Source organism: Mucilaginibacter metallidurans (assembly GCF_003286435.2).
Taxonomy (GTDB): Bacteria; Bacteroidota; Bacteroidia; order Sphingobacteriales; family Sphingobacteriaceae; genus Mucilaginibacter; species Mucilaginibacter gossypii.
This window is the reverse complement of sequence record NZ_CP043449.1, coordinates 6,491,006-6,516,753: the sequence shown is the minus strand read 5'-3', so window position 1 is coordinate 6,516,753 and position 25,748 is coordinate 6,491,006. Positions and strand designations below refer to the sequence as shown.

The 25,748-nt window shown below is 45.5% G+C and carries 28 protein-coding genes; 4 read left to right on the top strand and 24 right to left on the bottom strand.

Annotated elements, in window-relative coordinates; all coding sequences use genetic code 11:
* Positions 1-37 precede the first annotated feature (37 nt).
* The 12 genes from DIU38_RS28015 to DIU38_RS27960 all read right to left on the bottom strand — a co-directional run bounded on the left by DIU38_RS28015 (position 38) and on the right by DIU38_RS27960 (position 15,191).
* Positions 38-5,461 (bottom strand): helicase-related protein, encoded by a 5,424-nt coding sequence (locus DIU38_RS28015; RefSeq protein WP_243770630.1) that lies wholly within the window; start codon positions 5,459-5,461, stop codon positions 38-40.
* A gap of 24 nt (positions 5,462-5,485) precedes the next feature.
* Positions 5,486-5,701, bottom strand: a complete 216-nt coding sequence (locus tag DIU38_RS28010) for a hypothetical protein (protein ID WP_112653056.1) — start codon at positions 5,699-5,701, stop codon at positions 5,486-5,488.
* Positions 5,702-5,726: 25 nt separating this feature from the next.
* Complete coding sequence (locus tag DIU38_RS28005) at positions 5,727-6,521, bottom strand: DUF4138 domain-containing protein (protein ID WP_167516300.1); 795 nt, start codon at positions 6,519-6,521, stop codon at positions 5,727-5,729.
* A 1-nt stretch (position 6,522) separates the two neighbouring features.
* Positions 6,523-7,698 (bottom strand): conjugative transposon protein TraM, encoded by a 1,176-nt coding sequence (gene traM / locus DIU38_RS28000; RefSeq protein ID WP_112653058.1) that lies wholly within the window; start codon positions 7,696-7,698, stop codon positions 6,523-6,525.
* 10 nt (positions 7,699-7,708) lie between these two features.
* Positions 7,709-8,119 (bottom strand): hypothetical protein, encoded by a 411-nt coding sequence (locus DIU38_RS27995; RefSeq protein ID WP_112653059.1) that lies wholly within the window; start codon positions 8,117-8,119, stop codon positions 7,709-7,711.
* Entirely contained in the window at positions 8,097-8,711 is a 615-nt protein-coding gene (gene traK / locus DIU38_RS27990; protein WP_112653060.1) for a conjugative transposon protein TraK, read from the bottom strand. The genes DIU38_RS27995 and traK overlap by 23 nt, the downstream gene beginning before the upstream one ends.
* Before the next feature lie 100 nt (positions 8,712-8,811).
* Positions 8,812-9,963, bottom strand: a complete 1,152-nt coding sequence (locus DIU38_RS27985; RefSeq protein WP_112653061.1) for a plasmid transfer protein — start codon at positions 9,961-9,963, stop codon at positions 8,812-8,814.
* Complete coding sequence (locus DIU38_RS27980) at positions 9,960-10,739, bottom strand: hypothetical protein (protein ID WP_112653062.1); 780 nt, start codon at positions 10,737-10,739, stop codon at positions 9,960-9,962. Before DIU38_RS27980 ends, DIU38_RS27985 begins: the two co-directional genes overlap by 4 nt.
* Positions 10,736-11,404, bottom strand: a complete 669-nt coding sequence (locus DIU38_RS27975; protein WP_112653063.1) for a hypothetical protein — start codon at positions 11,402-11,404, stop codon at positions 10,736-10,738. Before DIU38_RS27975 ends, DIU38_RS27980 begins: the two co-directional genes overlap by 4 nt.
* A complete protein-coding gene (locus DIU38_RS27970) occupies positions 11,401-12,066 on the bottom strand; it encodes a hypothetical protein (RefSeq protein WP_112653064.1) in 666 nt (221 codons plus the stop codon). The genes DIU38_RS27975 and DIU38_RS27970 overlap by 4 nt, the downstream gene beginning before the upstream one ends.
* Positions 12,067-12,078: 12 nt before the next feature.
* Positions 12,079-12,771: a hypothetical protein gene (locus DIU38_RS27965; protein ID WP_243770631.1), complete on the bottom strand. Its 693-nt coding sequence runs from the start codon at positions 12,769-12,771 to the stop codon at positions 12,079-12,081.
* On the bottom strand, positions 12,768-15,191 hold the full coding sequence (locus DIU38_RS27960; protein ID WP_112653065.1) for a TraG family conjugative transposon ATPase: 2,424 nt from the start codon (positions 15,189-15,191) through the stop codon (positions 12,768-12,770). Before DIU38_RS27960 ends, DIU38_RS27965 begins: the two co-directional genes overlap by 4 nt.
* A 22-nt stretch (positions 15,192-15,213) precedes the next feature.
* On the opposite strand from DIU38_RS27960, the gene DIU38_RS33285 reads away from it, so the two are divergent.
* Positions 15,214-15,357, top strand: a complete 144-nt coding sequence (locus DIU38_RS33285) for a hypothetical protein (protein WP_167516299.1) — start codon at positions 15,214-15,216, stop codon at positions 15,355-15,357.
* Positions 15,358-15,457: 100 nt separating this feature from the next.
* Here the strand turns inward: DIU38_RS33285 and DIU38_RS27950 are convergent, their stop codons facing one another.
* The 11 genes from DIU38_RS27950 to DIU38_RS27900 all read right to left on the bottom strand — a co-directional run bounded on the left by DIU38_RS27950 (position 15,458) and on the right by DIU38_RS27900 (position 24,000).
* Positions 15,458-15,763, bottom strand: a complete 306-nt coding sequence (locus DIU38_RS27950) for a DUF4134 domain-containing protein (protein ID WP_112653067.1) — start codon at positions 15,761-15,763, stop codon at positions 15,458-15,460.
* Positions 15,764-15,973: 210 nt separating this feature from the next.
* Positions 15,974-16,264, bottom strand: a complete 291-nt coding sequence (locus tag DIU38_RS27945; protein WP_112653068.1) for a DUF4134 family protein — start codon at positions 16,262-16,264, stop codon at positions 15,974-15,976.
* On the bottom strand, positions 16,264-16,548 hold the full coding sequence (locus DIU38_RS27940; RefSeq protein ID WP_112653069.1) for a hypothetical protein: 285 nt from the start codon (positions 16,546-16,548) through the stop codon (positions 16,264-16,266). Before DIU38_RS27940 ends, DIU38_RS27945 begins: the two co-directional genes overlap by 1 nt.
* Entirely contained in the window at positions 16,545-16,901 is a 357-nt protein-coding gene (locus tag DIU38_RS27935) for a hypothetical protein (RefSeq protein WP_146750374.1), read from the bottom strand. The genes DIU38_RS27940 and DIU38_RS27935 overlap by 4 nt, the downstream gene beginning before the upstream one ends.
* The gene (locus tag DIU38_RS27930) at positions 16,889-17,515 is read right to left on the bottom strand and encodes a ParA family protein (protein ID WP_112653071.1); all 627 of its coding nucleotides are present in this window, start codon (positions 17,513-17,515) and stop codon (positions 16,889-16,891) included. Before DIU38_RS27930 ends, DIU38_RS27935 begins: the two co-directional genes overlap by 13 nt.
* A 21-nt stretch (positions 17,516-17,536) precedes the next feature.
* Entirely contained in the window at positions 17,537-18,514 is a 978-nt protein-coding gene (locus DIU38_RS27925; RefSeq protein ID WP_112653072.1) for a relaxase/mobilization nuclease domain-containing protein, read from the bottom strand.
* A gap of 386 nt (positions 18,515-18,900) precedes the next feature.
* On the bottom strand, positions 18,901-19,311 hold the full coding sequence (locus DIU38_RS27920) for a plasmid mobilization protein (protein ID WP_112653073.1): 411 nt from the start codon (positions 19,309-19,311) through the stop codon (positions 18,901-18,903).
* A gap of 165 nt (positions 19,312-19,476) precedes the next feature.
* Positions 19,477-20,439 (bottom strand): toprim domain-containing protein, encoded by a 963-nt coding sequence (locus DIU38_RS27915; protein WP_112653074.1) that lies wholly within the window; start codon positions 20,437-20,439, stop codon positions 19,477-19,479.
* A gap of 566 nt (positions 20,440-21,005) precedes the next feature.
* Positions 21,006-21,851, bottom strand: coding sequence for an RteC domain-containing protein (locus DIU38_RS27910; RefSeq protein ID WP_112653076.1), 846 nt, complete (start codon positions 21,849-21,851; stop codon positions 21,006-21,008).
* A gap of 107 nt (positions 21,852-21,958) precedes the next feature.
* The gene (locus DIU38_RS27905; protein WP_112653077.1) at positions 21,959-23,332 is read right to left on the bottom strand and encodes a cysteine peptidase family C39 domain-containing protein; all 1,374 of its coding nucleotides are present in this window, start codon (positions 23,330-23,332) and stop codon (positions 21,959-21,961) included.
* Between the two features lie 26 nt (positions 23,333-23,358).
* Positions 23,359-24,000, bottom strand: a complete 642-nt coding sequence (locus DIU38_RS27900; RefSeq protein ID WP_112653078.1) for a hypothetical protein — start codon at positions 23,998-24,000, stop codon at positions 23,359-23,361.
* A gap of 104 nt (positions 24,001-24,104) precedes the next feature.
* On the opposite strand from DIU38_RS27900, the gene DIU38_RS27895 reads away from it, so the two are divergent.
* Entirely contained in the window at positions 24,105-24,737 is a 633-nt protein-coding gene (locus DIU38_RS27895; protein ID WP_112653079.1) for a rhomboid family intramembrane serine protease, read from the top strand.
* Positions 24,738-24,753: 16 nt separating this feature from the next.
* Here DIU38_RS27895 and DIU38_RS33275 read toward each other — a convergent pair whose 3' ends face one another.
* The gene (locus DIU38_RS33275; protein ID WP_167516298.1) at positions 24,754-24,927 is read right to left on the bottom strand and encodes a hypothetical protein; all 174 of its coding nucleotides are present in this window, start codon (positions 24,925-24,927) and stop codon (positions 24,754-24,756) included.
* Positions 24,928-25,057: 130 nt separating this feature from the next.
* Here DIU38_RS33275 and DIU38_RS27890 point away from each other — a divergent pair, with 130 nt between their 5' ends.
* Together DIU38_RS27890 and DIU38_RS27885 are read left to right on the top strand one after the other, a co-directional pair.
* Positions 25,058-25,396: a helix-turn-helix domain-containing protein gene (locus DIU38_RS27890; protein WP_112653080.1), complete on the top strand. Its 339-nt coding sequence runs from the start codon at positions 25,058-25,060 to the stop codon at positions 25,394-25,396.
* A gap of 90 nt (positions 25,397-25,486) precedes the next feature.
* On the top strand, positions 25,487-25,702 hold the full coding sequence (locus DIU38_RS27885) for an HTH domain-containing protein (RefSeq protein ID WP_112653081.1): 216 nt from the start codon (positions 25,487-25,489) through the stop codon (positions 25,700-25,702).
* Positions 25,703-25,748 lie beyond the last annotated feature (46 nt).

The following is a 25,748-nucleotide window of genomic DNA, read 5'->3' as shown; positions in this document are numbered from 1 at the left end:
GCTTAAGTTCTCCTGAGATACTTCTAAAGCGTGATAATCAGCGGGTAAGTTCCGTAGAGACGGAAATGTCCGCTGTTTTTACCTGGTCCCGGGCAAAAATTTCCGCACCGGCGGATTCCCTTTCTTTTTGGGCGATGCGCTGACTGATCTCGGCTTCCAGCTTTTCCAGCTGGGCTTTCATACGGAGCAGGTCCTGCTCCTGGTCAAACGGGCGCTGGGTGAGTTCCAGAATTTCAGGAATCTGTTTCTCCAGATCCACGAGATCTTTCTCATAACGCTCGGCCATTCCTACCACCCGGTGAATGGCATCGAGGAAGTAACGGGCAGCGATCTTTGGATTGTCCACGTTGGGCGCGCCGCCGTTTTGCAGGTACTTGATCCCTGTTTTGCGACTTTCGGCATAAAGGGAGGTAATAAATTCCACTCGGTTACTAAAAACCGGATCCGAAGCTGATACCTTCCGCCTGATATACAGGTCAAATCCATAAAGTTCCCCGAGGTGAAGTTCCGGTTTGTTGAAATCCGAGGGCGACCAGTTGGTATACAGGTCGATCAGCTTTTTACCGATCACCGCCGCATCGGCTTCCGGTAAGTTAGATAACCTGATGGGATTTAATTTGCTTCCATCGGTATCGTGTTTAAGTGCTTTCCGGTAATTGGCTTCGTCCTCCTTGACCAGGTGCAGCGTGTGCTTGGTGTCCGTGCGTTTTTTCTGCAGGTCTTCCAGCAGGTAACGGCTGCGGGCTACTTCCTTATAGTGGGCCGAGCGGTAGCTTTCCAGTTCAGCCACTTTTTTTTCGAGGCGGGTTTTTTCCAGCAAAGAAGTATCCCCGGAAAGAATGGCGATATACTCAGAAAAGTTCATACCGCTTTCTTCATCGATAGCCCCTTCATCAAGCGTACGTTTGGCCAGTTCATTGGTTTTCATCTGGCTGATAAATACCTGTTTGTTTTTAAGCAGGTTGAACTTGTAGTTATCCAATGATTGTTCCACAGCATAAATAAAATTGCGGACTTTGTTGCCAAAGTGCATTTTAGCCAGCCAGTTGCCCTGGCGTGCGCCACGGCCGTTTCGCTGTTCCAGTTCGGAGGGTTTCCATGGAATATCCAGGTGGTGCATAGCCACCATGCGTTCCTGCACATTCAGGCCGGTACCGGCCTTTTCAGTGCTGCCGATCAAAATGCGGATCTCCCCGGCATTCATTTTCCGGAACAGTTCCTTGCGCTGTTTATCGGTGGCCCACTGGTGGATGTAAGTGATCTGAGCAGCAGGGATGTTAAAGTCGTTAACCAGCTTATCCCGGAGGGCATCATACACGTTAAACTCATCGGGCTTTGGAGTGCCGATATCGCTGAAAACGATCTGGGTGCCTTTATGCTCTTTGCTTTCCTCGAAGATCGTGGCAATGTTCCTGGCGGCTACGCTGACCTTATTGCCCGGATGGTCGCCATATTTAACCGGATCGATCATACGCATATCCACCGCCATTTTTTTGGCGTAGTTGGTTGCGATCAGCATCCGGCCTTTGTCCTCATCGGCGCTTAATGGCCTTCTGCCAATCAGGGTGGCATTGCCGGATTTGGCAAACTGCATCAGGCGTTTGGTAAAATCCTGCTGATCAGGCGTAGGTTTGATGTTAACCAATACCTCATCAATTTCGGGCTTGTCCAGGTTGATGTGTTTTGCGGTTTTGTAATCCGTGATCTGGTTATAGAAAAGGGCCAGTTCGGGTACTTTGATAAAGTGCCGGAAGCGTTCTTTGGCGCGGATCTCGTTGGTGACCGAAAACTCAAAGTCCACCGACTTCCGGGCATAAACCGCTGCCCAGGAATCAAAGTTGGAAATGCGCTGGCTTTCCAGTTCGTTTGGCCGCAGGTATTTAAAGATGAGGTACATTTCCGTCAGGCTGTTGCTGATGGGCGTACCGGAAAGAAAGGTGGCATTGAGGTCACTGCCAAACCTATCCTGCAGAGAGCGGATCGCAAAAAGCATATTCAGCGCTTTTTGGCTACCGTTGATGTTGCCTAAGCCGGCAACCCGGTTATGCCTGGTGGTAAAAGTCAGGTTCTTAAACTTGTGGGACTCATCAATAAATAAGTGATCAACATTCATTTCCTGGAAGTTGATGCCGGTATCCTTGCGGCTTTCGATGGCCTGTATCACACCATGGAGTTTGGCTTGCAGGTTCTCTTTGCGTATTTCAAGGCCTTTTAGCATTTCACGGGTGATGTCATCACCGGATTTCTTCACGGCCAGCAAGTCGAGTTCAGTGTTATCCAGTTCTATTTCAAAAATCTGCCGTTGAATTTCCGGGGATTGCGGAATTTTTCCGAACTGGTCATGAGTAAGGATAATGGCATCCCAGTTATTGTTTTTGATCTCATGGAAGATGCGTTTGCGTTTAGCAGGCTCAAAATCGTTTTGGCCCGGAGCCAGCAACCTTGCTTTTGGATAGGCTAAGCGGAATGTATCGGTGATCTGCTGGATATTGGCCTTTAAAGCGATGATCATCGGCTTATGAACGATCCCGAGGCGTTTCATTTCCATAGCCGCGATGATCATGGTCAGGGTTTTCCCCAGGCCAACCTCATGGTCGATGAGTGCGCCGCGGTTTTGTATCACCCGCCAGGCTGCATTCCGTTGGGACGGATACAGATCGGTGATTTTTAGCGCCTTTCGGTCAAGTCCGGGAAATTTAAGGTGGCTGCCGTCATATTCCCGAAGCACATAACAGTTGTAGGTGTCATTGTACAGCTTTTCGAGAAATTGCTTGTCCTCATTAGGCAGTTCCAAAAGCCATAATAAATACCTGCTGCGAATCGTATCAATCTTCCGGTAGGCAGTTTGAATAGCCTCGGTATCAGGAATCTTGATCGTCTTACCACCCTGCTCAATCGAAATGGTAAAGTTCGGGCTTGTATTTAGCAGGGCATATTCGAGAAGCCCCCTGCCAGTCACCTTGTGGCTGTCTTTGGGTTTAACGGCAAATTCGGTATCCGTGATTGTGTTTCCACTTCGGCCATAACTTACTTTGTAAGTATCCAGCGAGCCATAGTAACTGACGGTGGTGTTCAAGTTGAACAGGTCGCTGGCAAACCTTGCATAATACTCTACGGGTACCCAGCGCTCCCCAAGATTAAAATCAAGCTGTTCAAAAGGAATATGTGCTGGTTGCACACGCCGGATAGCAGCAAGGCTCCTGGCAAACTGAAGGTTACCAGGCTCTTTCAGCGCCTGTTCATCGGCCTCCTTCATTTTGGCTACTACATTTCCAGATAAATAATTATCAGTGGTTTCCCAGTTCATCGTTCCCGGATTCAACAGTATCTGACCGTCGAGCCCGATTATTACCTCCTCTTCAGTAAGGCCCGTTATTTGGCTGATCAGCGGAAGGTCAACCCGGCCGAGATCATTCAGGCTGATGGCCAGCGCTTCCGTAGGGTCGTCTGTTTTTATGGCGGACTTTTGTGCAAAAAGCGGCCCGTGGAATATGTCGGATTTGACATAGGATTCGCCTTCGCGCAGTTCCAGTGAAGAGATAATTTTAAAGCCGTAGGCGATGTCGTTAAAAACCCGGTTACGGTTGATGTTTTTGTTTAACAGCCCGTGTTTGGCGACAAACTCATCGTAAAGCTTGTTCAGGGATTCCCGCAATTCAGGGAACTGCGCCAAATGTTCATTTTCAGAACCTGAAAGATCGAGGTAAGTGTCCCGGAGCGGAATATAGGCACGGTAAAATTCAAGGTCAGCCTGCTGATCAAATTCGGTAAACTTAGCCTGTCCATTTTTAGGCTGCCCGATGGTGCCCAGCTTGCCGCCATGAAATGCCAGCGTGTCCTTAATGTAAAATGATTTAAGGGCGGAGAACGGTTTTTCCCGGTCACCGGTTATTTTAAAGGCCGGTTCGAGCGTAGTATCACCTTCGTACCGGTAGTCATGGCCGTATTGTTTCAGTTTAATAGATAAGGCATCCAGTTCCTGGCCAAGTGTAACCCCGGAAATCCATTTGGCTGAAAAATTAAGTTCGGCAACATTGCTGTACAATTTATAGAGGTACCGGTTGTTGGCAGCAGATCGTGCGGTCATCAAAACAATACTGTCATGCAGGGGTCGGTCGGTTGTCCGGATGGTACTGATCAGTCTGGCGGAATCGGCAACAATGAGTTTGCGGTCGATATCGTCGAGATAAGCAATGGCTTTATTTACCGCTGGCGGTGGCGCATCAAATAAGCCAAGCTGCCCGGCTCCTAAAGGCTTTTTTTCTTCCGGTTCCGGTACCGGCAGGAAGGTTAACTGCCGTAACTGGGTTTGCTTGGGCTCATAGGTAATCGCCTCCCATTTTTCACGGTTAAAATTGCTGAACCCGTTAATGATCATTTCCTTCAGCGGGCCGGCGATGTCCTCCATCTTTCCGTTTTGCCAGACCTGTGTGGTAGGACTACCATAGGCGTTGGTACCCTCAATCACTTCATCGCCTAATGCATTGGAAAAACGGTCGTTGAGATAAGCATTTTGATGGTACTTACCATACTCATTTTCCTTTTCTATGGTATCGATCAGCAGCGTTTCGGCAGGGCTTAACGCATTTTTATGGTCGTTTTTTTGAACGATGATCAGGTGGGTGCCCACTTCCACATTGGCGTTTTCTTTCATCAGGTTGGCGGGCAGTGCGGCCACGGTAAGCAGGTCAGCGGAGGTGAACAGGTATTTGCGGGCAGTTACATTACCCGGCGTATTCAGAAACGCATCGGTTACCAGGTAAGCCAGTATGCCACCATCCTGTATTTTATCCAGTCCTTTAGCAAAAAAGTAGTTATGGATACGGGAAGCTATACCACTTTTATTATAGGCCGGGTCATGTACGGCAACATTTCCAAATGGAATATTACTGATGACCAGATCAGACTGGCCTTTTTCGGTTGCCGCAGTTTCTTCCAAACGCCTGATTTGTACCTCAACCGGCACATTAAGCTCTTTAGCAATAAGTGTCAATATCCTGCCGGTGATCAGATCCTTTTCTACCGCATCCATTTTTTCCAGATGGGGAAATGCGGCGGCAGCTTCGGTCAGGAATATACCAGCCCCGGCGCTCGTTTCATAGAGACGACGTGGAATAATATCCAACTCATTTAAGGCCGCATATACCGTTTGGGGTATAAGTGCCGGCGTAAAATAAGCAGTATGGACACTGGTTTTAATAGAGTCAACGGCCGATTTGTAATCCTTTTCACTAAGGTTATCAGCAAGCAACTGGTGGAGTTCCTGAACCTGCAGGTAAAGCTTAAAGTCAGTATTGGAGGCATTTAATTGCTGCCAGTCTTCACGGCTTCCTTTAGGGAGCAATACCGTTTTCAAACCACCAAACCCCGCGTATTGCTTTAAAGATTCAAGTTCGTTGGAGGTCAGCGGTTCGTCGCCGTGTGTAAGCGCGATACGTATGGCGGCTATATTGCCGGCCATGACTTTAACGGGATTAAAGGCCATTTAAACCTCCTGTAAATAATCTGCAATGGTTCCGATTACCTCATACCGGAGAAATCGGTCGTCCTCGTCCAAGCCCAGCACCAGCGGGGCGCATATTTCGAGGATATTGGTCAGCTCATAATGAAGAATGCCATGGTTGGAAAACCGCAGGTAAGTTCCCAGAAATTCCTCTTCCAAAACGAGCTTTAGATAGTCGTAGGCTATGGAATCAGTCATAAAATTTATTTGGGGTAGCGACCTGTTAATCGGGAAGCGTATCAGCGTTAAGCACATCCTGATACGATATATTAATAGTGATCACCCGGCCGGAGATCTGCTGTTCACTGAGTTCAGCTTTCAGCACCTTGTTTCCTGGGAAGGTTAGCTTTTTAAGTACGAAAATGTTGCGGGAATTCTTTTCAAATGAGGGTATCGGAAACAATATAAATTCCGGCTTCAGTTCCACCGACTGGCTGTTGGCGGCTTTAACCACTTTTTTATCGTCTACCTTAAAGCGAAAATCGGCGATATCGTATTTGAGGTTAGTTTTATTGTGGTAAGAAATATCCAGGAAGATATAATCCCCTACGGTATAAACGTGATTTAGGGTCGCCTTCAAACCGAAAGCTTTTACTTTTTCAATGGCACGACCAGGGCTATGGGCGATGAGATTTAGCGACATGGCTTTGAGCTGATTTTGTGAAAAACCGATCCCGGAAATATCCAGCGGTTTGGTATCGCCGGGCTCAATGTCTACCTCGGTTGGAACGCCCGGATGGCCGGGAATCAGGTTGTATTGTGCGATAAACTTTTCGCCGACGATGGTGACCACGGCACCGGTAAAGGATTTAAGGGTATCCTTTAATTTTAACCGCAAAACATTTTTGAGGGGCAGATCGCCTACAATATCACTGGTGGATATATCTACGTACTGGATGTTTTCAGGCGATACGAAATGGATGGTCAGGTTTTCAGGCAGGAAAACCACAGGCAACTTTCCCTGAGCAAACAGTGTATGTGCGAAGAAGAAGGATAAAATAATCATTAAATTTTTCATATCAATAAGTTTTTTGAGTGTTCTGTAAAGCATCGGTATCGATGAGATAGATGTATGAATTGTACTTCAGCCTGGCCTTGTTTTTCCGGATCAGGTCGGCAATAGCAGATGAAGTGGACTGAAACATTTTATCGAGCGAACTCATGATGAACTGGCTGTTTCCAGAACTGCCGTCGATAGTTACCCCCTGAACCGCGTTGCCTCCAAGGTCTTTGGTAAAATCACGGAAGGCTGAAGAAGGCACATATAAACCCGGCAAGCCATCCAAGTCATAGAGATCGAGTTTGACCGGTAATATTTTGCCCTGGTACAGGATGGAGCTGATGGATAAGGTTACCCGCTGTTCGGAAAACCCCGTGATTTGTGCAAAGAGGTAAGTTCCTTTTTTGACGAGGTAGTTACCCGCTTTGATATCTTCCATGAGTTTAAGGCGAAGGCGCGAACCTGCATAACCCGTCACATTTTCATCGATGGCCGCGCTGATAAAGTTGTTTTCCCTCGAAGGGATGATGGTATTAAAATCTGATGACGGCTCGTCTGACCTGGAAACAGTCAGCTTGGTCTGCCCGGCTTTGAGCTTCGCCAGTTTGTCGGCCTCATCCCTTTTTTGTTTTTCCGCTTTATAGGCGGGGTCGTTGGCCTTGGTCATGCTGTCCATGATCGCCATTTGCTGTTTAAAGATCTCCATGGGGTCTTTATAGCGCGGCGGATCGTCTGGGGTATCGTTTTTTTGACGCAGTGCCTGCTGTTTGGCGATAACCGCTGCTAACCTGGCGTTATCCATTTCAGGCCGTGCAGGCACATATCCTGAATTTGAAGAATTGCTGCCGAGCCTGTTCTGCATTGCCGCCCTGATGGAATCCAGCGTTTTTTGCTGCTGTTCGGCGCTGTTCAGCTGGTAAGCAGGATTGCTTGAGTTTTCTTTTGGGATGACCGCGACTGCGGTCAGGCCGTCTGCATCTTTATAGGTATTGCGGTAGGCATCCAGCTTGTCAGCTAACTGACGTTTGCGAACTTCGGAAGATACACCGCCAACATTGCCATTAAGGCCCACCTGTTGTTTAACCTCGGTGCTGGGTTTACTGAAACCGCTTTGCCAGACGTAAAAAAAGAAGCACAAAAAAGGCAATAATATGAGGGGCAGCACATATTTAGGCTGCCGGAGATTAATTTTCATGATTTGAGTTTTAATGTTTAGTGATGACCTTAAGCCGGTCGAGGGCGCTGTCCAGCGTTAGGCTGTCGCGGCCGCTCAGTTGCTTTTTGCTGGTGAGGCTGTCTACCAGTTTTTTAAGGGTCAAGGTTTCCTTGATCCCGTTAGCGGCATCCATGATCCTGCTGAACCCATCGGAAACCGGGCTAATAACAGCTTTGGCAGCTACAGGACCTGGCTTTTCGCGGTGGCGAAACAAGGTGAATGATAAGGCAGCCGAGGTGAGTAAGAGCACGATCATCATTGCAAAAGCAATTTTCGGATACCTGTCTAAAATCCGCTTGCTACCTTCACCGGCCAATTGAAAATAAGTTCCGAACTCTTTTTTGATCTCACTGTACAGGGTATCCCTGGGATCCCTGTTAGAATGTATTCTTTTCCACATCTTGCAGGTCTTTATTTTCGAGGGTTTTCCAATTGGTGATCAGTACCCCATGGGGATTGTTGTCACTCCGGGGAATATCTTTGAGATAGCCTTCCGTGATGAGTGAGCGTATTACCGTGGAGCTGCGCCGGTCGATTTTGAGCTTGCCGTAAAAGCGGAAGTAATGCTTAGGCATATCTACCGCGATAGAGTCCGTTTGCAGGGTAAGTACCGAACTGGAAGAAAGAATAGAGTTGAAAAATCCGTTTTCTTTCAGGTCGTTGTATTGGCGCATGCCGGATTCGTCTACGAGGTACATGGCTTTTTTCATTTGGTATTCCATGTAGTTATCGTCCGGGGTCAGGGAAAAGAACAAGGAATGAAAAAGGTCTACATGCGCCCTGTATTCAGCAGGACGGTTCATTTGCATATCCGTTTGCCTCGCCAGTATGGGCACGTTATTATCCAGGATATAGATCGTTTTCTGTGCATTGGAAACCATTTTGTAAGCAGAAAAACTATTGATGGCGACGATGATGAGCGCCGCTACAAAGCTGCCGGCCGCGACGAAAGTGGCCAACCGTACCTTCGACTCGATATTTTTGATGATCATAATTTTTAGGAATTAAAAAAGGCCGCCCGGTATACCGGTACGGCCTTCAGGATGAAAAGAGAAGAAAAGAGAACCAAGAGAAAAAGCGCATTCAATGAAATCAGATAAAGCTGCCTGATGCTTTACGCACCACACCAAAGACGGTTCCAGCGCTGCGTCCGAAAGTAGATGTAGCGGAGCTGATACCTGAAGTAGAGATGATCCAGGTAGAGATGCTTGGCACGGTAAACATGCAGATGGCACCAATGAGAAACACAATGATCACCGTTCCGAAGGATAGGATACCGTTACCGGCGAACCAGGCCATCTTTTCGAGGTTTGCGCTGGCACCATCCTTGCCGACCAGTTCCTGGTATTTAGAAATTTCGGAGGTAAGCGCGTATTCCTGCATTAATCCGCACAGGTACATGATGAGGTAAGCGATGCCGCTGTAAAGGTTAACGGAAACATAACGTGCGATCCAGGTACTAAAGCTATCCCGGAAAGCTGGCAGTATGCTCACCGCAACGGCGAAAGGCCCAAGGATGATGAGGATAGAAGAATAAATGATCTGGATCATAAAGATGATATATACAGCCAGGCGGAGTATCCAGATACCCAATATTTCCAGTAGCTGGGTAAAGAGCAATTGCATACCAATGGTCAGCCTGTTTTTTAATTCCAATAGCGGTGAAACCAAGCTGCTGATCCCTTCTTTAACCGTGCTGGTCACTGAATCCCATGCCCGCCCGTACCAGGTATCACTTTCCTTTTCAGCTACCTCGGTCTGTGCCTGGTAGGTGTACATAGAGTTGGCCATAGCCAGCATCAAGTTGGCGCGGTTGAGCCGGAGGTCGTTAACAATCGTTTGTTCACTTTCGAACATCTGTTCTGTTTGATTGGCCACCAGGTCGGTTGGAAAGGCAACCATCCTGGCGAAAGCGCCCCACCACAGGATAACCATGGCGAGCCCGAAGGGTCTTAATAAGGGCATCACTTCAAGCTGTTTGTCGCCTACCATCATTTCATAGCTCTTAATGGCAAAAAAGATGATCATAAAAATAGCCGATAAGGCTTTGGCATCGGTGATGAACAAATCAAAATGGGCCCAGACTGAATCTTTAAGGCCTTTTAGAAAAACCATTACCCCGGCTTCATAGACGCCATCACCTTGAAGAAATTGTAACGTTTTATTGTTAACCGTGGAGGTCTGGGCAAAAAGCTGGTTAGCCGTACAAAGCAGCAGCAAGGCTGCGGAAATCTTCTTTTTCATTGTACATGTTGTAAAACTTTATTGGCGATCTGGATATCCGATTGCGGAGTCCAGTCGGGAACGCCAACCAGATTGCTTTTCAATCGCTGCTGTTGGGCGGTCATATTTATAGTGGCTTGTGCCGATGAGGTTCGGGTTGTCCATACCGCCGCAAGCTGACGGTATTCCATGAGGTAACGGTGATAGGCCATGATCCGGGCACCACGATCCATCGTTGTGCTATGTGCTGCGCTGACCCGCTCTTTAAGCATATCCAACTCATTTATATACCAGTTATACAGGCCTTCAGATACCAGCTTGGCACTCACCTGCGGAGAAAGGCCGGAAAGAATGGATGCCGAGTTATAATTGAGTACCGGTTTAAGTTTCTTGCCGTAATAAAGTTGCCATAAAGGATCGAAGTCGGTTATGGTTCCTGATTGATTGGCTACCTCGCTTAGTTCGGTGTTACGCAGGGTATCAGATTGCAACTTGTACTTATTGTCGGTAGCGTTCATAGCAGCAACAAGGGCAAGCCGCTGGGTTTGAGGGCCGGTCGCGCATAACGGCCGCAAATCATTCTTGTGGTAATCGGGATGAAATAAGCCCCAGGTAAGCCAGTAATAAGGGTTCAAGTGGAGAAAGCCGGGCGTGGGCGTAAACTTTTTCTGATCCCATTGCAGGAAAACCATACGTTCCTGCTGGTAACGGATACTCTGATCTTTGACCACGGATTGCGCGTTACATTGCTGCCAGAGCAGCAAAAAAGTAAATGATACAGGTGTTAAAAATTTCATGGTTTCAGGTATTTAGCATTTTGGATAATTTGGGTGACGAAGGTTTTATCCTGGTTAATAAAACCGGCATAAGGGTTGATCGATGCGATGATACCACGCTCTTTAGCCCAGTACATCGCCTTCCATGCGCCATAGGCCAGCCCGTCAAGGATCTGCAGTTGATGGGTAACTTTACGGAGTAATTCATCCCGCGTGTTATAATCGGCCAGTACATTATTGCCATCTTTGAGGACATAGGATGAAACATCGCTAACCAGGGCTAATGCCCGCCGGCGCATCTCGGCAGCAACATTATTGGCAAAAGTGAGCAGGTAAGGTTCGCTTCCTGCCAAGGTCAGGGCCTGGTTGATGTAATAGGTCATATCCGCTACCGTGACGGCCATGTTCTTTACGGCCAGCCCGTTTTTGAGCGCCGAGTTCACGTTGGATAAACCTTCATAAATCATGGTTTGGGCGAGCACAACCGCGCCAACATTGGTATTCAGGTCGTTGATATTATTATTGATCTTTCCTAAATATTGTTCGTGGGTGCTTTCAGCGCTGCTTCGTACCGCCGCGTTTTGCGCGACGGCATTCAGGTGCCAGGGGTCAATCACATATTGCTGGGCGGATGTGTAGCATATGGTCAGCAGGCCATAAAGGCAAATCAGACAGGTCTTTTTCATTTCAGGTATTTTGCGTTTTGAATGATGTCTTTGGCGATATCCTTATCGGCATCTATGAAGTTTTGAAAAGGATTGGCGGCGCGGAGCAATGATGCCAGGTTGGAATACTGCAACAGGTTCATCATGTTATTGGAGAGATCTTCAATGTTGCTGAGTTCTGATAACACGTAGTCAAACAGTATTTTCCGGTCGGAGCCCTTCATCTGGTTGACATCACCGTAGGCCAGTGTTAAACCGGTGACATAAGCCAGGAGGTCTTTGGCTGCCGAGGCGAATTGCAGTTCCGATTGGTAGCCGATGGCAATGAGCGCCGGGTTCTTTTGGGCAAGTTGTATGATCTGCGCCTGATTGCTCACGATGCGGCTAACCATTGGGGCGGCATTGATGCCGATATTGGCGATGTTGATGGCCGTGCCTAATGTATTGTAGCGCTGCTGCAAGGTGCGGGAGATATTTTTAAGCTTCTCCAGCAAGGTGAGGTTGGCCTGTTCGTTAGCGGTGGCGAGTGCCTGTTGGTTTTTGGCCTTCACCTGTAGTTTGTTTTCCGATTGCGATTGGCCGACCAGTTGGTGGATACCGGGGATATCCAGCATGCTTTGCTGTGCCCGTGACTCATAGCGCATAAAAGCCACCAATAAAAATAATAGCAGGAACTTTTTCATAAGCCATTAAATTCAGGGTTTGAGGTATTTGGCATTGGTGAGCACATCGTTGGCGATACGCACATCCTGGTTTTGCCATTCCGCCCATGGGTTAAGCGAGCGAAAAACACCGTTTATTTTTGCCCAGTACATGGCGCGATCCATGCCGTAGGCAATACCGCGAAGGATCCGCATCTGATCGGCGATGTGGTTCAGCAAGCGCCCCCTTTCACCGGAGTCCATGAGGTTACCGTTACCGCCTTTCAGGACAAAAGCGCTTACCTCAGCTGCCAGTTCAGTAGCCCGCAGTTGAAAGTCCCTTGCGCCCCGTTCGGCAAATAATAGCAGTACAGGGTCATATTTGGCCAGTTTTACAGCCGCCTGCACATCGTTGACAATATCTATTCCGCATTCCCCGATCTCTTTAATGACGGTCAGGTTCTGAAGGATTGACGCGACCTGGCTGAGCCCCTGAAATATTTTGTTTTGAATGCTGTTGGCCACAACCAGCTGGCCGCTTACGGCCAGCTGTCCTTTTTGGATTAGGTCGAGTTTGTTATTGGTGTTATTCAATTGCCCGTTTATGGTAGCAGAATTGACGGCGATGGCGGCTGAAACGGCGGGGTCAACCACTAATTCCTGGGCCTGAACTTTACAGGTGAGGCTGATCAAGGCGGCTATTAAACAGAAGCTTTTGATGAAAGAAATAATAGGCAAATTTTTCATGAGTCTTGTGTTTGATTAACTGATGAAATGAAGGAGGGCAGGGATTTTCCGCTGTCCTTAAAATCCCGGATAAAAGCATCAAGGCCTTCGGGATATGATCCGTAGCGATTGGTATAGGTTTCTACGGCTGACTTTTCGGGTTTTTCCGTGGTGTAGGTCAAATACTGATGCAGGGAAACTTCAACACCATAAACTTCGCCTACGGCACCGCGCCGGATGTACACCTCTTTAAAGCGGCCACGGCCATCCGTGTTATCCAACTGGTTAATGGTAAAGATTTTCCGCTGCTCGGTATCATTAATCGAAAGCAGGGCGGCGATCTCCTTATAATTGTCCTTGAATTTGGTTTGATCTAACAGACATACCGTATCAGAATTATTGATGATGCTATCCTTTACGACCGCGTTGCCGATAATGTCGCCCAATTCCTGGGTAACGACAATCGCTTCCCCCCAGAATTTGCGGACTGTTTTGTATAAATAAAGCAGGTAACCTGCCATCAGCGGGCTTGCAATCGCTTTCCATGCCTCCTCAACAACCAGGGCTTTTCGCCTGCCTGAACGGTATCGCATCTTCTGGATGAATACGTCCATGATCGTCAACGTGACGAGTGGAAAGAGGGTCTTGTTCTCCTTGATCGAATCAATTTCATACACGATGAACCGCTCCGTGAACAGCGATTTATCGGTCTCTTCGTTCAGGATCCGGGCAAATTCACCGCCTTTGTAGAACTTTTTAAGAACATAACGGAACTCGTCAAAATCGAACACGATCTTTTCTTCGGTTTTGATCTCCGGTATTTTTTCAAGCGCGAATTCATAAAAGGTGTTAAAATTCAGCTCACTGTTTTCGGCAAAGAACTGGCTGTAATAAGCAGAGATCACATTAGCGACCACATCGCGCTCTACCGGACTAAGCGTACCTTCGGCACCCTTCCAGGTTACCCCGATCAGGGTACATAGGAAATCCTTTTTTTCAATGTTATATTCCGCCTCGGTGATGCGGAACGGGTTCATCGTGATCGGCGACTTTTCAGTATAGGTGATATACTTGCCCTGGTAATAGGAACACAGGCCGGAGTAGGAATGCCCGGTGTCCACGATCACCATGTCCATGTTGTAAAGCATGTACTGCTCGATCAGCGCATTCATGAAGAAACTCTTACCCGAACCGCTGGGCCCCAACACAAATTTGTTCCTGTTATTGATGCGGCCGGTGCGCATCGGCAGATCAGCCGGATCGATTCCGACTGGTAAACCTTGCCTGTCTGTAAAGCGCAGCAGGAAATCAGAAGGCTCATCGGACGGCAGCGTTTCCTTGAAAAAGAAGCAGGCTGCGGCATCGCAGGTAGTCAGAAACAGGTCATAAGGTTTCAGTTCGGAACTGTTACCCGGCAATACCGATCTGAAAAGTTCCAGCTGGTTGTAAGCGTTTTTACTGGGGATTATCCCTAATTGGAAAAGCGAGCTTTCAATAAAATTACAGGCCTTTTGCAGGGAAGCTTTAGGTGCAGCAACCAAAATATTGAAATGGCAATGAACCAGTAGTTGATTTTCGCGGGCCACATCGGCAAGCAACTGGTCGATATCTTCAACACAAAGCTGGTTGGCCGGGTCAGGAATACCCGAGTGCCTTTTCTTTTTTTGTTCCAGCTTTCTAAGGGTACCAACCTGGTTAGGAATTTCTATAACCTGGTTGAACACGATCACATCGCAGCCTGGCACCTTGAATAAGAAAGACAGGAAATCCACGGGAAAACCGCGGAGGCTTTCTTTTTCATTCAGTTCAATATAGGTAGCAACTGCAGGCGGCAGATCGATACTATCAATATTGATCAGGCTAATGCTCCTCGCTGCCCGGTCGCCAAGATCTATCTCGTTATCTGTTGCCGAAAGGTTATTGAGTACAATAGATTGACGACTGAAATCCAGGCTGAGCATCTGCAAAACGAGGTGATTGATCTCCGGCTCTTTGAGCACCCTGGAGGATGGGATGATATCCAGCACCTTACCAATCGCCTGCCTGAAGTTGATGAGTGCGCGGGCATCAAATACATAGAATGCCCCTTTTTTGACCTGCCGCGTAATGGTCAGGTAGGTGGTTACCTGCAGACGCTCCCTTCCGTCGAAGTGGGCGTTGTATTGTTTTTGCAGGTATTCAGAAGCAGGCTTTGCTTTATAAGGTGAGGTACTGATGATATCCTGTTTTTGCACCAGGTAGCCATCACCAAGAATTTTGACAATATTAATCAGCAGGTAATGAAACTCTTCGTAGCCAGCCGGGTATGCCGAATAGCGGATCACAGGGTTTACCATCCTGATGACAACTGAATATTCACCGTTTAAGCCGATCAGGAGATCATAATCACCGCTCCGGTCAATACCCGAATAGGGTATCTCAAATAAAGTTTTTGCGGCCATGATGATGGAGGATTAAAATGTTATGGTTCCGGCTTTTGGCGTGGAGGCCGCCTTTTTGTTTGGTGGCACAGTAAAGCAAACCGCCGACTGTAAAGCCGATAAGCACCATCGCGCCAAGCCACATATTGACAAGGGACATGGTGAGGGCACCGAAAACGAGGCCTGATAAAAGGGAGGCGATGCCCCAATAAATGTATTTCCCTTTGAAGCCTTTGAATATAAGGGGCCTTTGGAGCCCCTTATAAACAGCAAATTTCCTGGTCATTTTACAAGCCGAAAAAGGCTTTGATCACCAGTGCGGAAACCACCAGGAACACACAGCTGCCACCCCAGCCCATTAGTTCCTTATTGATATCCTGATCACCAGAATTCCATTTGGAGTACACGCGGATCGCGCCGACGATGCCCACGATACCACCGATCACCAGCGTGATATTGGTGACAGGTGCCACGTAGGTTTTAAGGGTGGTGGTGGCGGTGTTAAGGCCATTTACGCCACTTTGAGCAAATACCGGCACAGACATGGCCAGCAACACGGCCGAAGCCAGCAGTTTTTTGGTTTTGTTAAACATTTAAAAAGGAGAAAAAATCGAAGCGGAGATCTTTTAAAGCCGCTTGGGGGCGACCGGGATATAAATTAAAGAGCGTTCAGATCACGAACAACGCCCAGGGTTTATGCCCAAAGATTTTGCAGGCTTTTCTAAGAAAGCCCTTTGAGTAGGTAAGACAGAAATTTTTTAGTAGCCTCCGGGCGGAAGCTATTTATCGGGAGCCAAAAGCGATCAAATTCCAAATATCGCTTTGAGAAATGCACCGGCCAGTACCATAAAGAATGCAGCAAAGAACCAATTGGCGACTTCATTGTCGATCCGGTCTTTGCCCATCTGCCAGTTATGGTAGATCCTTACCGCGCCGATGATACCAAAGATGGTGGCTAAGACAAGGGAGCAGTCGAATGCGGAGAAGAATGTGGCGGAGAGGTTTTGCTGCGCCTGCTGCATTTCTGATATGCCGGGTTGCGCCATTGCCAGGATCGGCAAAAAGCAGCACCCCACTACCAGGATCACTTTCATTAATAAAAGCTGACGGGTCGAATGTATTCAATGGCCTCTTCACGGGCCAGGCTGAATACTTCCTTCAGAGATACCCCGCCATGCGAGACGATCGGTGAAGTTTGCAGGTCGAGCAATTCCCCGATAAAGGATTTGATCGGCTCGATGTGTTCTACGAAGGTAAGCTCATGCTTATCCCCGGACTGGGCGGATTTACCTGCCCGCTGCCTGTCCCAAAAGATCAGGACAGCATAATAAAGGCTATAGATTCCCAATAGCCATAATGCAAATTTTAGCCAGGTCATAATTCTGTGTTTTGAATAAATTGTTTGATGATCGTTTTGAGTTCGGGATGGGTCTCAAAAAGGTGCTTGACCGCGAAGGCAACGAACTTGGTTACGTCAATGTTAGTCGCCATTTTGAACTTGTTCATGGTATCAGCCGTTTTGGAGTCAAATCGCACATGCACCATTGTTTTATTTTGGCTGTTGTCGAACGTGGCAATCGCCTCCATGATGGGTAAAGTGGCTTTGGCCGGCTTCTCCCGACTCTTGGCCGAACCGGCAGGCTCTTTTTTAGAGGTAGGGACTTTTTCTTTTTCCGGGGCGGTGACCAACTTTTCCCGAAGTTGGTCTGCTAAGGATTTCATGGATTCCATAGGCGTTTAGCGAAGATTTGCTCGAATACGGGGCCGATAACCGCGTATAGGGATAAAGGAGTTTGAAAAGTGGTGATCCGTTGAAAATCGATCCGGTCAGGAATGACCGGCGTAATGGTGCCGAACTTTAACAGCTGCTCGTTTACTTCGGTCAGCGTTTCAAATTTGACGTTCGCCTTGATGCGGTTGGGTACAAAAACTACCTCTATGGCCGGGTTTACTTTCTTCAGTACCACGGTAAACAGCACGGTTGATTCGTAGGTAAACTCATCATAAGCAAAAGGACAAACGACCATATCTGCCGATTGAAAGACAGCGATTAAACCGTCATCATCCAGTTTTCCGGGAAGATCAATCAGGATCGCATCCTTTTTATTTTTGGTCAGGACATCCCGGAGCATCGGAAAGGTTTCGAGGTTTGCCGGCAATACCTCGTAGGGTTCGGCATTTTCCAGCACTTTGGCCTTCTCGTATTTTTGCGAAATAGACTGCTGGTAATCCATATCGATCACGGTTACCGGCCAGTCCTTAGCCAGGGTCAGGTAATTGCCTGACAGGACGGTGAGCGTACTTTTGCCGACACCGCCTTTTTGGTTTCCAAATAAACAAATCATAAATATTCATGGGTTTATCCCTCATCGGGTATTAGTTCTTGCTTTCTTTTGCCTTCGGCGTTTCATGCCGAGGACCTGCTGGTCATCCACATCGTCTGCGATATAGATGGGGCCGATATAAACGGGCGTTTGGTATTGCTCGCCCAAAGATTCATTCTCCGATTGCTCGCCGGGTGATGGCTGATCCCCGTCAGATGCCGTTTTATAGACTACTTCCCCGTTCAGGTATTTAAGGTTAAGTACTTCGCTGCCTTTAAAAACCTGTTGGGTATCGTGGTCAATAATGGTGTAACCGTATGGCTTTTTGCCTTCCGAACAATGGAACACCAATTCAATACCATACTGATTTTTCAATACTGCACCAAAATTGGGCACACCATTTAAAGCAATAAAGAGCTGCCTAAGCGCTGATCCCCGTTCTTTATCAGGTTGAAACTGATCAATCTTCCGCTGTAATTTTTCCTCGTCATAGTCTTTTCCCAAATACCCGGCGCGTTCTATCAGGAGGTAGAACTGGGCTCTGGTAGAAAACCGGTAACGTAAAGCGTGATCGTAACCGAGAACCTGGTTAAGGTTATTAAAAGACCGTACATGCTCATAAGCGCTGCTGATCTTTTTACCGTCCCTGCCGACCCGAGTGGAAACGATGTGCACATGATTATTGTCGGTGTCTTTATGAAATACGATCAAATAAGGCTGCGTACCATAACCCATCAAGGTTAACCAGGCTTCAGCCACTTTGGTTAATTCCTCCTTCGTATAGGATTTGCCTTTGGCGGAAAGTACCGCATGAAACTGCGGGTTGCCTATTCTTTTATTTTGGGCGGATACCAGCTGAAAGTAGTTGATATAGTCCTGCGGCCGGAGATTGGTCATCGCATCCAAAGGCCCGAAGTTGGCGGTTTTCATCAGCTCACCCTTGTTGCGGTCAACCTTATTGGTGTTGTATTGAACCCCAGCAAAGTTTTTGGATGGCTTTGGCAGGATCTTCGCAATCATATCGGTAAATCTATTGAGCTTGGTATCTCTATAGTCCTATGACCGGCTATACTATATACCCGTGTAACTGTATCTCCACAGATCCTTGTAACCATATAACTGATGATCTGTATAGCTTGAGAACGGAGTATCAAGGGATCTGTATTACTTTGTAACCACATCGCAAAGGAGCAGGCTAACTAACGATCAGTATAGCCTTACAGCTATCAATCGCTATAACTATGTATCGCAGTAGATTTGTAACCAAATAACTCTGAAACTAAATAACCCTATAATCATATGATCAGCTATATAGTAACATCGAGATACGGTTACATTGATCATTAGATATAATGGTATATGGTTCTCACGATAGCCGGTTATGAAGATCAATGGTTATAGTTATTTCACTTACCCATCAGGCGGATGATCTTACGAAGTGCAATTTCCAATTGCTGCTGGATGTGTAAGTATTCCTCAAAAAGTTCCTCAAATTTCAGGATGATCCCAGGGTGCATTGCTTTTTGAAGTTTGAGCAAATTGGCATGCCTGGCCAACTGGTTGATATTATTGCCAACCCGGCCCATTTCTGCGCCGATGTGGTCAAGGTAACCTAAAAGCTCCCTGGAGTTAAGTACCACCTTTTCGGCATTTTCCAGCACCCTCATTCGGATTAGTTCAGTTTTTGTAATGTTCAGTTCCTTTTCCAGCTCGGTTACTGATTTAAACTCCGCTTCGGTGAACCTGACGTTAACGATCTTATTCCGTTTACCATCTTCCAGTTTGGGCCTCCCATTGGACTTTTTTTGATCACCCATAGAAAAAACGAGTTGCGAGTTTTTTACAATTCCCCCGGAGGGCAAGATACTTTTTGTCTTACAAAAAGACATCTTGCCGTTGAGGAATCAACGGAATTTTGGATAACCAATTGGCCTTTTGGACACGATCACCAGGTTTAGAAGTTTTTCAATTTAAGCCATACGCTAACGTTCAAAAGGTACTTTAAGAGCGGCATGAAAGCCTTTTACAGTTTTGCGACTTTCAGAAACAAGCTTTAGCTGGGCTTTAATCTTGTCGTTATAATCGTTAAATCCCTCATACGCTTTGGAACGGTCTGTTGCGTATGGCAGAGCGGCAATAAAATCCTTTGTTGCAGCAAAGCCCGGTTTGTCCCGGTCAAAATAGATATCCAGCGATGAAAAGCTTTTAGCTTTAGCAATGCCCGGCTTCAAGGCTGAAACGGAGTTGAGTACTATAATGCTGTGGTCGGCTGATGGGTTTTCGCACCGCCAACTTAGAAAATTCATGTAGCCCTCAAACAGCACAGCGTTCTTCGCATGCCCTTTTATAAATGTAATGCCCTGGTGACCGATACAGCCTTTGAAATACTTATTTCGTACTTCCCAGCCCTTGTTTTCATTCTGCCAGCCGGCTGAAAAGAAATACTTGCGAACGGCGTTGTCATCTTCCACGTAATAGTAGATCTCGGAAAGGTGGGCCTTGCCGACCTCGAATAAACCGCGGCTTTTCAAATATTCCGTAATAGCCGGATGTGTACCAATTGGCTTGGTTTCAACAACAATATAATGCGGAACTTTAACCGCAAGCCGCTGGCGCGGTTTGCTGGGCCTGTCTACGGCCATGATATCCGTTTGCGGAATCGCACAGGTGGTTGTCAGTTTTTGGATGACCTCGCCAAATCGCAGGTTTTTCCAGTAGGTTAAACCAAAATCGATAATGTTGCCGCCTTTACGCATGCCGTGATCGAACCAGACACCAAGATCATCGTTAACGGTGAACGACGGATTAATGTCGTCATCGCGGATCATACTGATGTAGAATTTTTCATGACCTGACTTTTTCACAGGCTCATAGCCGAGGCGGGATAGCAAATCAACTAAAGACGCCTCTTCCTTTAACGTTTTAGCAGCTAATAATATGGACATAGTAGATTAATTTAAGATGTTGTATGGAAATATTGGGTTTTGATGACATCCAATGGACGCATTGGATGAGTTGGTACCGGCAGCGGGTAACGAACCCGATAATTCATTTCTGCCGGTATATATGTTCGGGACTACTCACGTCGGTTCCTACGAACCGGGCTGCCGCCTGCCAATGCGTTTTCGGTATTTTGATACTATCTCACCTTCGCAAAATTTCCTGATGCTAACAGGATAATGCTTTGTCCCTGGATGTCAAAGATCTCTTTTAGACGCAGTGTTCAGCGTCATCGGGATCAAAATTCCGGGTATTCCGGACGGGGACTTCAGTAGCTTTTTGGTAATACCGTTAAATAAATTTTGGCGATTTTTAGGAGGCATAACCAATTAAAATCATGCATTTGAATGAAGGTTGGCACTATTTAAAGTTTACTCCATCCAGTTAATTTCATTTTTGAAAAATATTGGGTAGTTTATCGGTAGTACCGAAGTTTTTAAAATGTCTATAAAACAAAAATGGCGGGTTTCCCCGCCTTATGATCATTCCCATGATATTATCCAAAGCAAAATCAGGAATTACCTGAATCTATTTTTTTAAGGATAGCTTGCTTCATCTGATCCAAAAATTTGGTGATACTTAATCTCTTCCTTCGTTCAATATCGGTAAATTTTTTTTGTATGATCCCGACGTTCACCTTCAGGCTTTTCTCCAGCCAGCGGACAATTTGGTTTAAGCTTGCATTGCCGTGATTGATCTGACCGGTGAGGTAAATACCGTAAGCGAGTTCAACAACATTGGTGATATCGCCTGTCCATTTGAAATCTGCAAATTCATCGCCACCCTCACTTTCAGAATATACCGAAGGCCAGTTTCTCACTTTTGCAATTTGTTGCAGGATGAAATACTGTGTACGTTCGTATGCAATGAATTGGGCAAAAAGGAAGCTCATAGGTGTGCAGGAATAAATGATGTTATACGGGATTTCCGGTAGCGGGATAGTGACCGGGCCATTATTCTTCAAAAAGTAGATCTTATCTAATTCCATAAAGTTATTTTTATAGTATTGATAATGGAAGTTATTCATCCGGTAAAAGCTTTGCATGGTTTTCATTTCTTCCTCATAGTACTGAACAATATTTTCAGTAGTGTTGATGGGCTGATTGATCAATAATTTATAACGCAGCCCTTCCTCAATTTGGTGAGACAGAATCTCAGGGTTGATATGTTTAAAGAACTGAATTTCCTCTTCCTCACTTAGAAAAACATGTTCCTTAATGAGTTCTTTTAACCGTAATGTGATATCGCCGGATATGATGTTTGCAGCATGTAACCTTTCAATCGGCGTGAGTTGTTCTTCAAGATTTGAAAGCCTCTCCAACAGATCAACCTTCAACTTTTCAAAAATTTCATTCATAAGATTTTGTATTAAGTAAGATACTGGACAGATCAATTAGGGGCATAGCAGTAGCAGGACTTGCCGGGGTCAGACAAATCGAAAGCTAAATCAGGAAAAATTGACAATTATTGATTAGCCAACTGTATTGCAGCATCGGAACCTTCCGCGATCTGCTGAAAAGATGCATGCAATTTCGGCATTAGCGAAGCAATCAGGTAAGCCTCAATAACGGCCAGCATGAAAGAATTGTAACTAAGATCCCCCTTGTTAAGCTGCTGCGCTCCTGAAAAAAAAACAAGAACAATAGCGACAGTTCCACAACACTCATATAACATGTAGAGCCTCGAAACCCGTAAAGCCATCTCTTTTGCAACACCAAGGTTTCGCTGATGAGATTTCAAGAATGCGGAGTAATCAGGTAATAACAAATCACTTTTATTGATGGAAATATCATCCGCTAATTGTAATTCGCTTGCAATCGATAATTGCTTCAGGCGTTCCTGGTTGTAGGCGGCTTGTGGCAACGATTTGAAAATCGCGTAGCCATAAGTGATTAGATAGATAAATATAATCGCACCAGCGAGTGGATGAAGGTAAAACAGGCCGCTTAACAATAATAGGATCATGCTGCCGTCAGTGACAACTACCCCTAAGAAGGCCGATATTGCGTTTTGCATTTTTTGAATATGGCCTAAACTGTTCCGCGCGAATTGTCCGCCTCTTTGGTGATTAAAGATGGCGGAAGATATTAACCCAAAAACGAGCGCTTTGCTTAATGCACTGTTTGCATTCAGGTTAATGTTGATCAAAATATGCTGACGAAGAAAGGAAAACAAGCTTTTAAAAATGCTGATAATTAATAGCAAGGCCGTCAAGCTTAAAAAGACACCGCCCTGAAGAATGCGGGGTTCATTTAATCCCCGCTGCAACAGCCAGGTAAGCGCGATCCCAAAAGCAGCAATGGAAAAGCTTAATAACGGCAGGGCGGCAAGTATTCCAGACGGATAATATTTGTTATCGAAAATGAATTGGAGGGGATTATTGGAGAATGGCCGTAAGTCAGCAGTTAATGGAGGAAACCACAATGCGGTTTTACTTTTCCAACGCTTCAAAAGTTCCAGTTCGGAAATCCAGCTGACTTGTATCGCCGGATCGGCAACCAGGTACTGGAAGCCTTTTTTAGATTTTTTACTGCCATACAATACCTCAAAGTGGTCAAGGCCGAGTTCGTTTCTGGTATGTATAATACATGGATTAGTTACGGATCTTAAATAGTCAGTTTCGAACTCTACACATTTGCAGTCCAGGTGAACAGCTTGGGCTGCCAATTTCAGATCGAGCAATGATAGGCCGCCATTTGATGGTGCCTGGTAGATAATGGATTTGGCTAAATCCGTTTTACCGATATAATTCATGATCATGGCGAGGCACGCATGGCCACAATCATCGGTGTTGTGCTGCTGGACAAAAGTCCGTTTTATCGTGTTGATGTTGAGCATACAGGTAGATTTCGTTAATAATTTCGTTAAGCATTTCCAGGTGATAAAATGACGGTACAAAATGAAATAAATGCGATCCAGACAAATAGAGCAGGTACATAGCTTAATACCACTATGCGAAGTGATTGGTCAAAATTGAGCTTCGATATTTTTTTTATGCCAAAGGCCAACAGGAACCAGTAAGCCACTTCAAAAACATTCAAAGTTTGCAATGGGTAATACCAGTCCGCAGGCACTTTGTCGACTAAAGAAAGTGCAGATAAAATATAAACCCGGTGCCAATCCGTGAGTGTGCCGTTCGGATAATAATGTTTGAACCAAAAGATTTTGATTATGGCAGGTACCAGAAAAATGAACTCGCAAAGCACGGTAATCAAAAAAGTTTTGCCGAAGGCCACATTTACATCAGATAGATATAGCCCCGTATTGATAATTAACGCGATGAGCGTTAACTTAAAAATGCCATATAAAATATTGGACAGGTATAAATATTTTTGTAGTGAATTATATATTCCCGTTTCCTGGCCAGGAATCCCGGAGAGGTATTCATTGGAGTTTTCAAAAAATTTTATTGTCAGGATAAAGTGGCTTGTGATACTAACTAATATAAGAGATAGTCCGAAATATAGCCCCAGACTAACTAAAATGAGGTTTCTTGTAGAATTCATTACCTAAATATTTTAGGTAAAATTCCGGGAGTTAAGAGCCATATCCAATTACTGTAACTTGTAATTTATAAGTTTTGGTTATAGAAAAGATAAATTAAATTACTATGGCAATAAATACGTCTACTTATAAATTATTAGATCTGCCGGTATGTTCGATACTTGGCATTATCATTTTTGCCGTTAGTTTATTTGGCTTTTTTAACAAGGAATATGTTTTGCAGTTATTATTACATCCGGTAAGCATTATTCGGGATAAACAATATTATCGACTATTTACCTCCGACTTTGTTCATCACGATTTTATTCACTTAATGTTGAATGAGGTTATGCTTTTCACTTATGGAGGGAATTTAGAACAACATCTAAACGAAAAGCTACCATTTGGTACCTTGCGGTTTGTTGCGATCTACATATGTAGCTGTTTGTTCTCCTCTGTGGGTAGTACCTTGAGGAACCGAGAAGATTTTGGCTATTCTAGCGCTGGCGCATCAGGCAGTGTAATTGGGTGTCTGTTTAGTTATACCATGGTACAGCCAAATATGGTGGCATTTTCATTACCGGTGATAGGCTACGTTACCAACCTCTATTTTAGCTTGATTGTTATTATTGGCATATCCATTTATAAATGGCGGCGTAGCAATGAATTGTTAAATCATGATTTACATTTTTTCGGTGCGTTAGGCGGAATAATCAGCACCTTAGTTTTTTGTCCGGGAATTGTTAAGTGGCCGGGATGATTCCCGGCCACTTATTTTACCAAATGCCCAGACAGCCAGGTCCTGTCGCAGCAGCTACAGCACCGATAATTGCGCCGGCTCCTCCAAACAACCCACCTACAACGGCTGAGGAAACGACTTGATAAGCACATGAACTAGCGGCATATCCCCCTTTAAATTGGTTTGCAGCTTCATCAGAAAGATCCTTCATAAGACAACTTTTTATATTTCTTCTCAGTATTAAGAATTGCCTTAAAGGTCACTCCGGGTAATTTTTGAAGCTAAAACCTTAACTTGTAAATTATTACTTTTGCTTATAGGAATATTAAATACTTATCACTATGGATACAACAGGAAATAAGATACGCCTCCAAAGACAAATGAAAAACTATAGCCAGCAGTATATGGCATTCATGTTGGAAATTTCGCAGCCTGCCTATTCCAAAATTGAGAGAGATGAAACCGAACTAAGTTTACGGAGGGTATATGAAATAGCGGAGATATTAGAAATCGATCCATTCAAATTAATGCCACCGTCTAAATATGGTTTAGGTATTAACTACCTGAAAATAAAACAATTCTTTTTTCGGCTTGGGAAGTATGTATCCCGCAAGTCTAAACAAAAAAGAGTTGAAGCTGAAAGTCTGAATATTGTTCACAGTGACAAATCAAACAACTAAAACTACTAAATTATAAGATTGATTTATAGGTAATTGCCGGTCAAATTCTCAAATTCAACTCTTTGAATTTGAGAATAAAGAGGGATATTTATGGATTATATATCTTATCAAAAACGGCTGGAATATCTATTAGAGCTTATCCAAAAAAATCGTTTTCTATCAGTTGAAGCGACTGCTAAGCGCTTTGATTGCAGCACCAGGACAGTAAAGAGAATGATTAATAATTTGCGGGATCAGGGTCACGATATTCATTATGACCGCCAACAGAAGAAATATCTCGTAAAAGGCGACGAAACCGAAAAATAGTTTTTATTAAATCTTTTTTAATAAAAAAATTTGAGGGACATTTTGT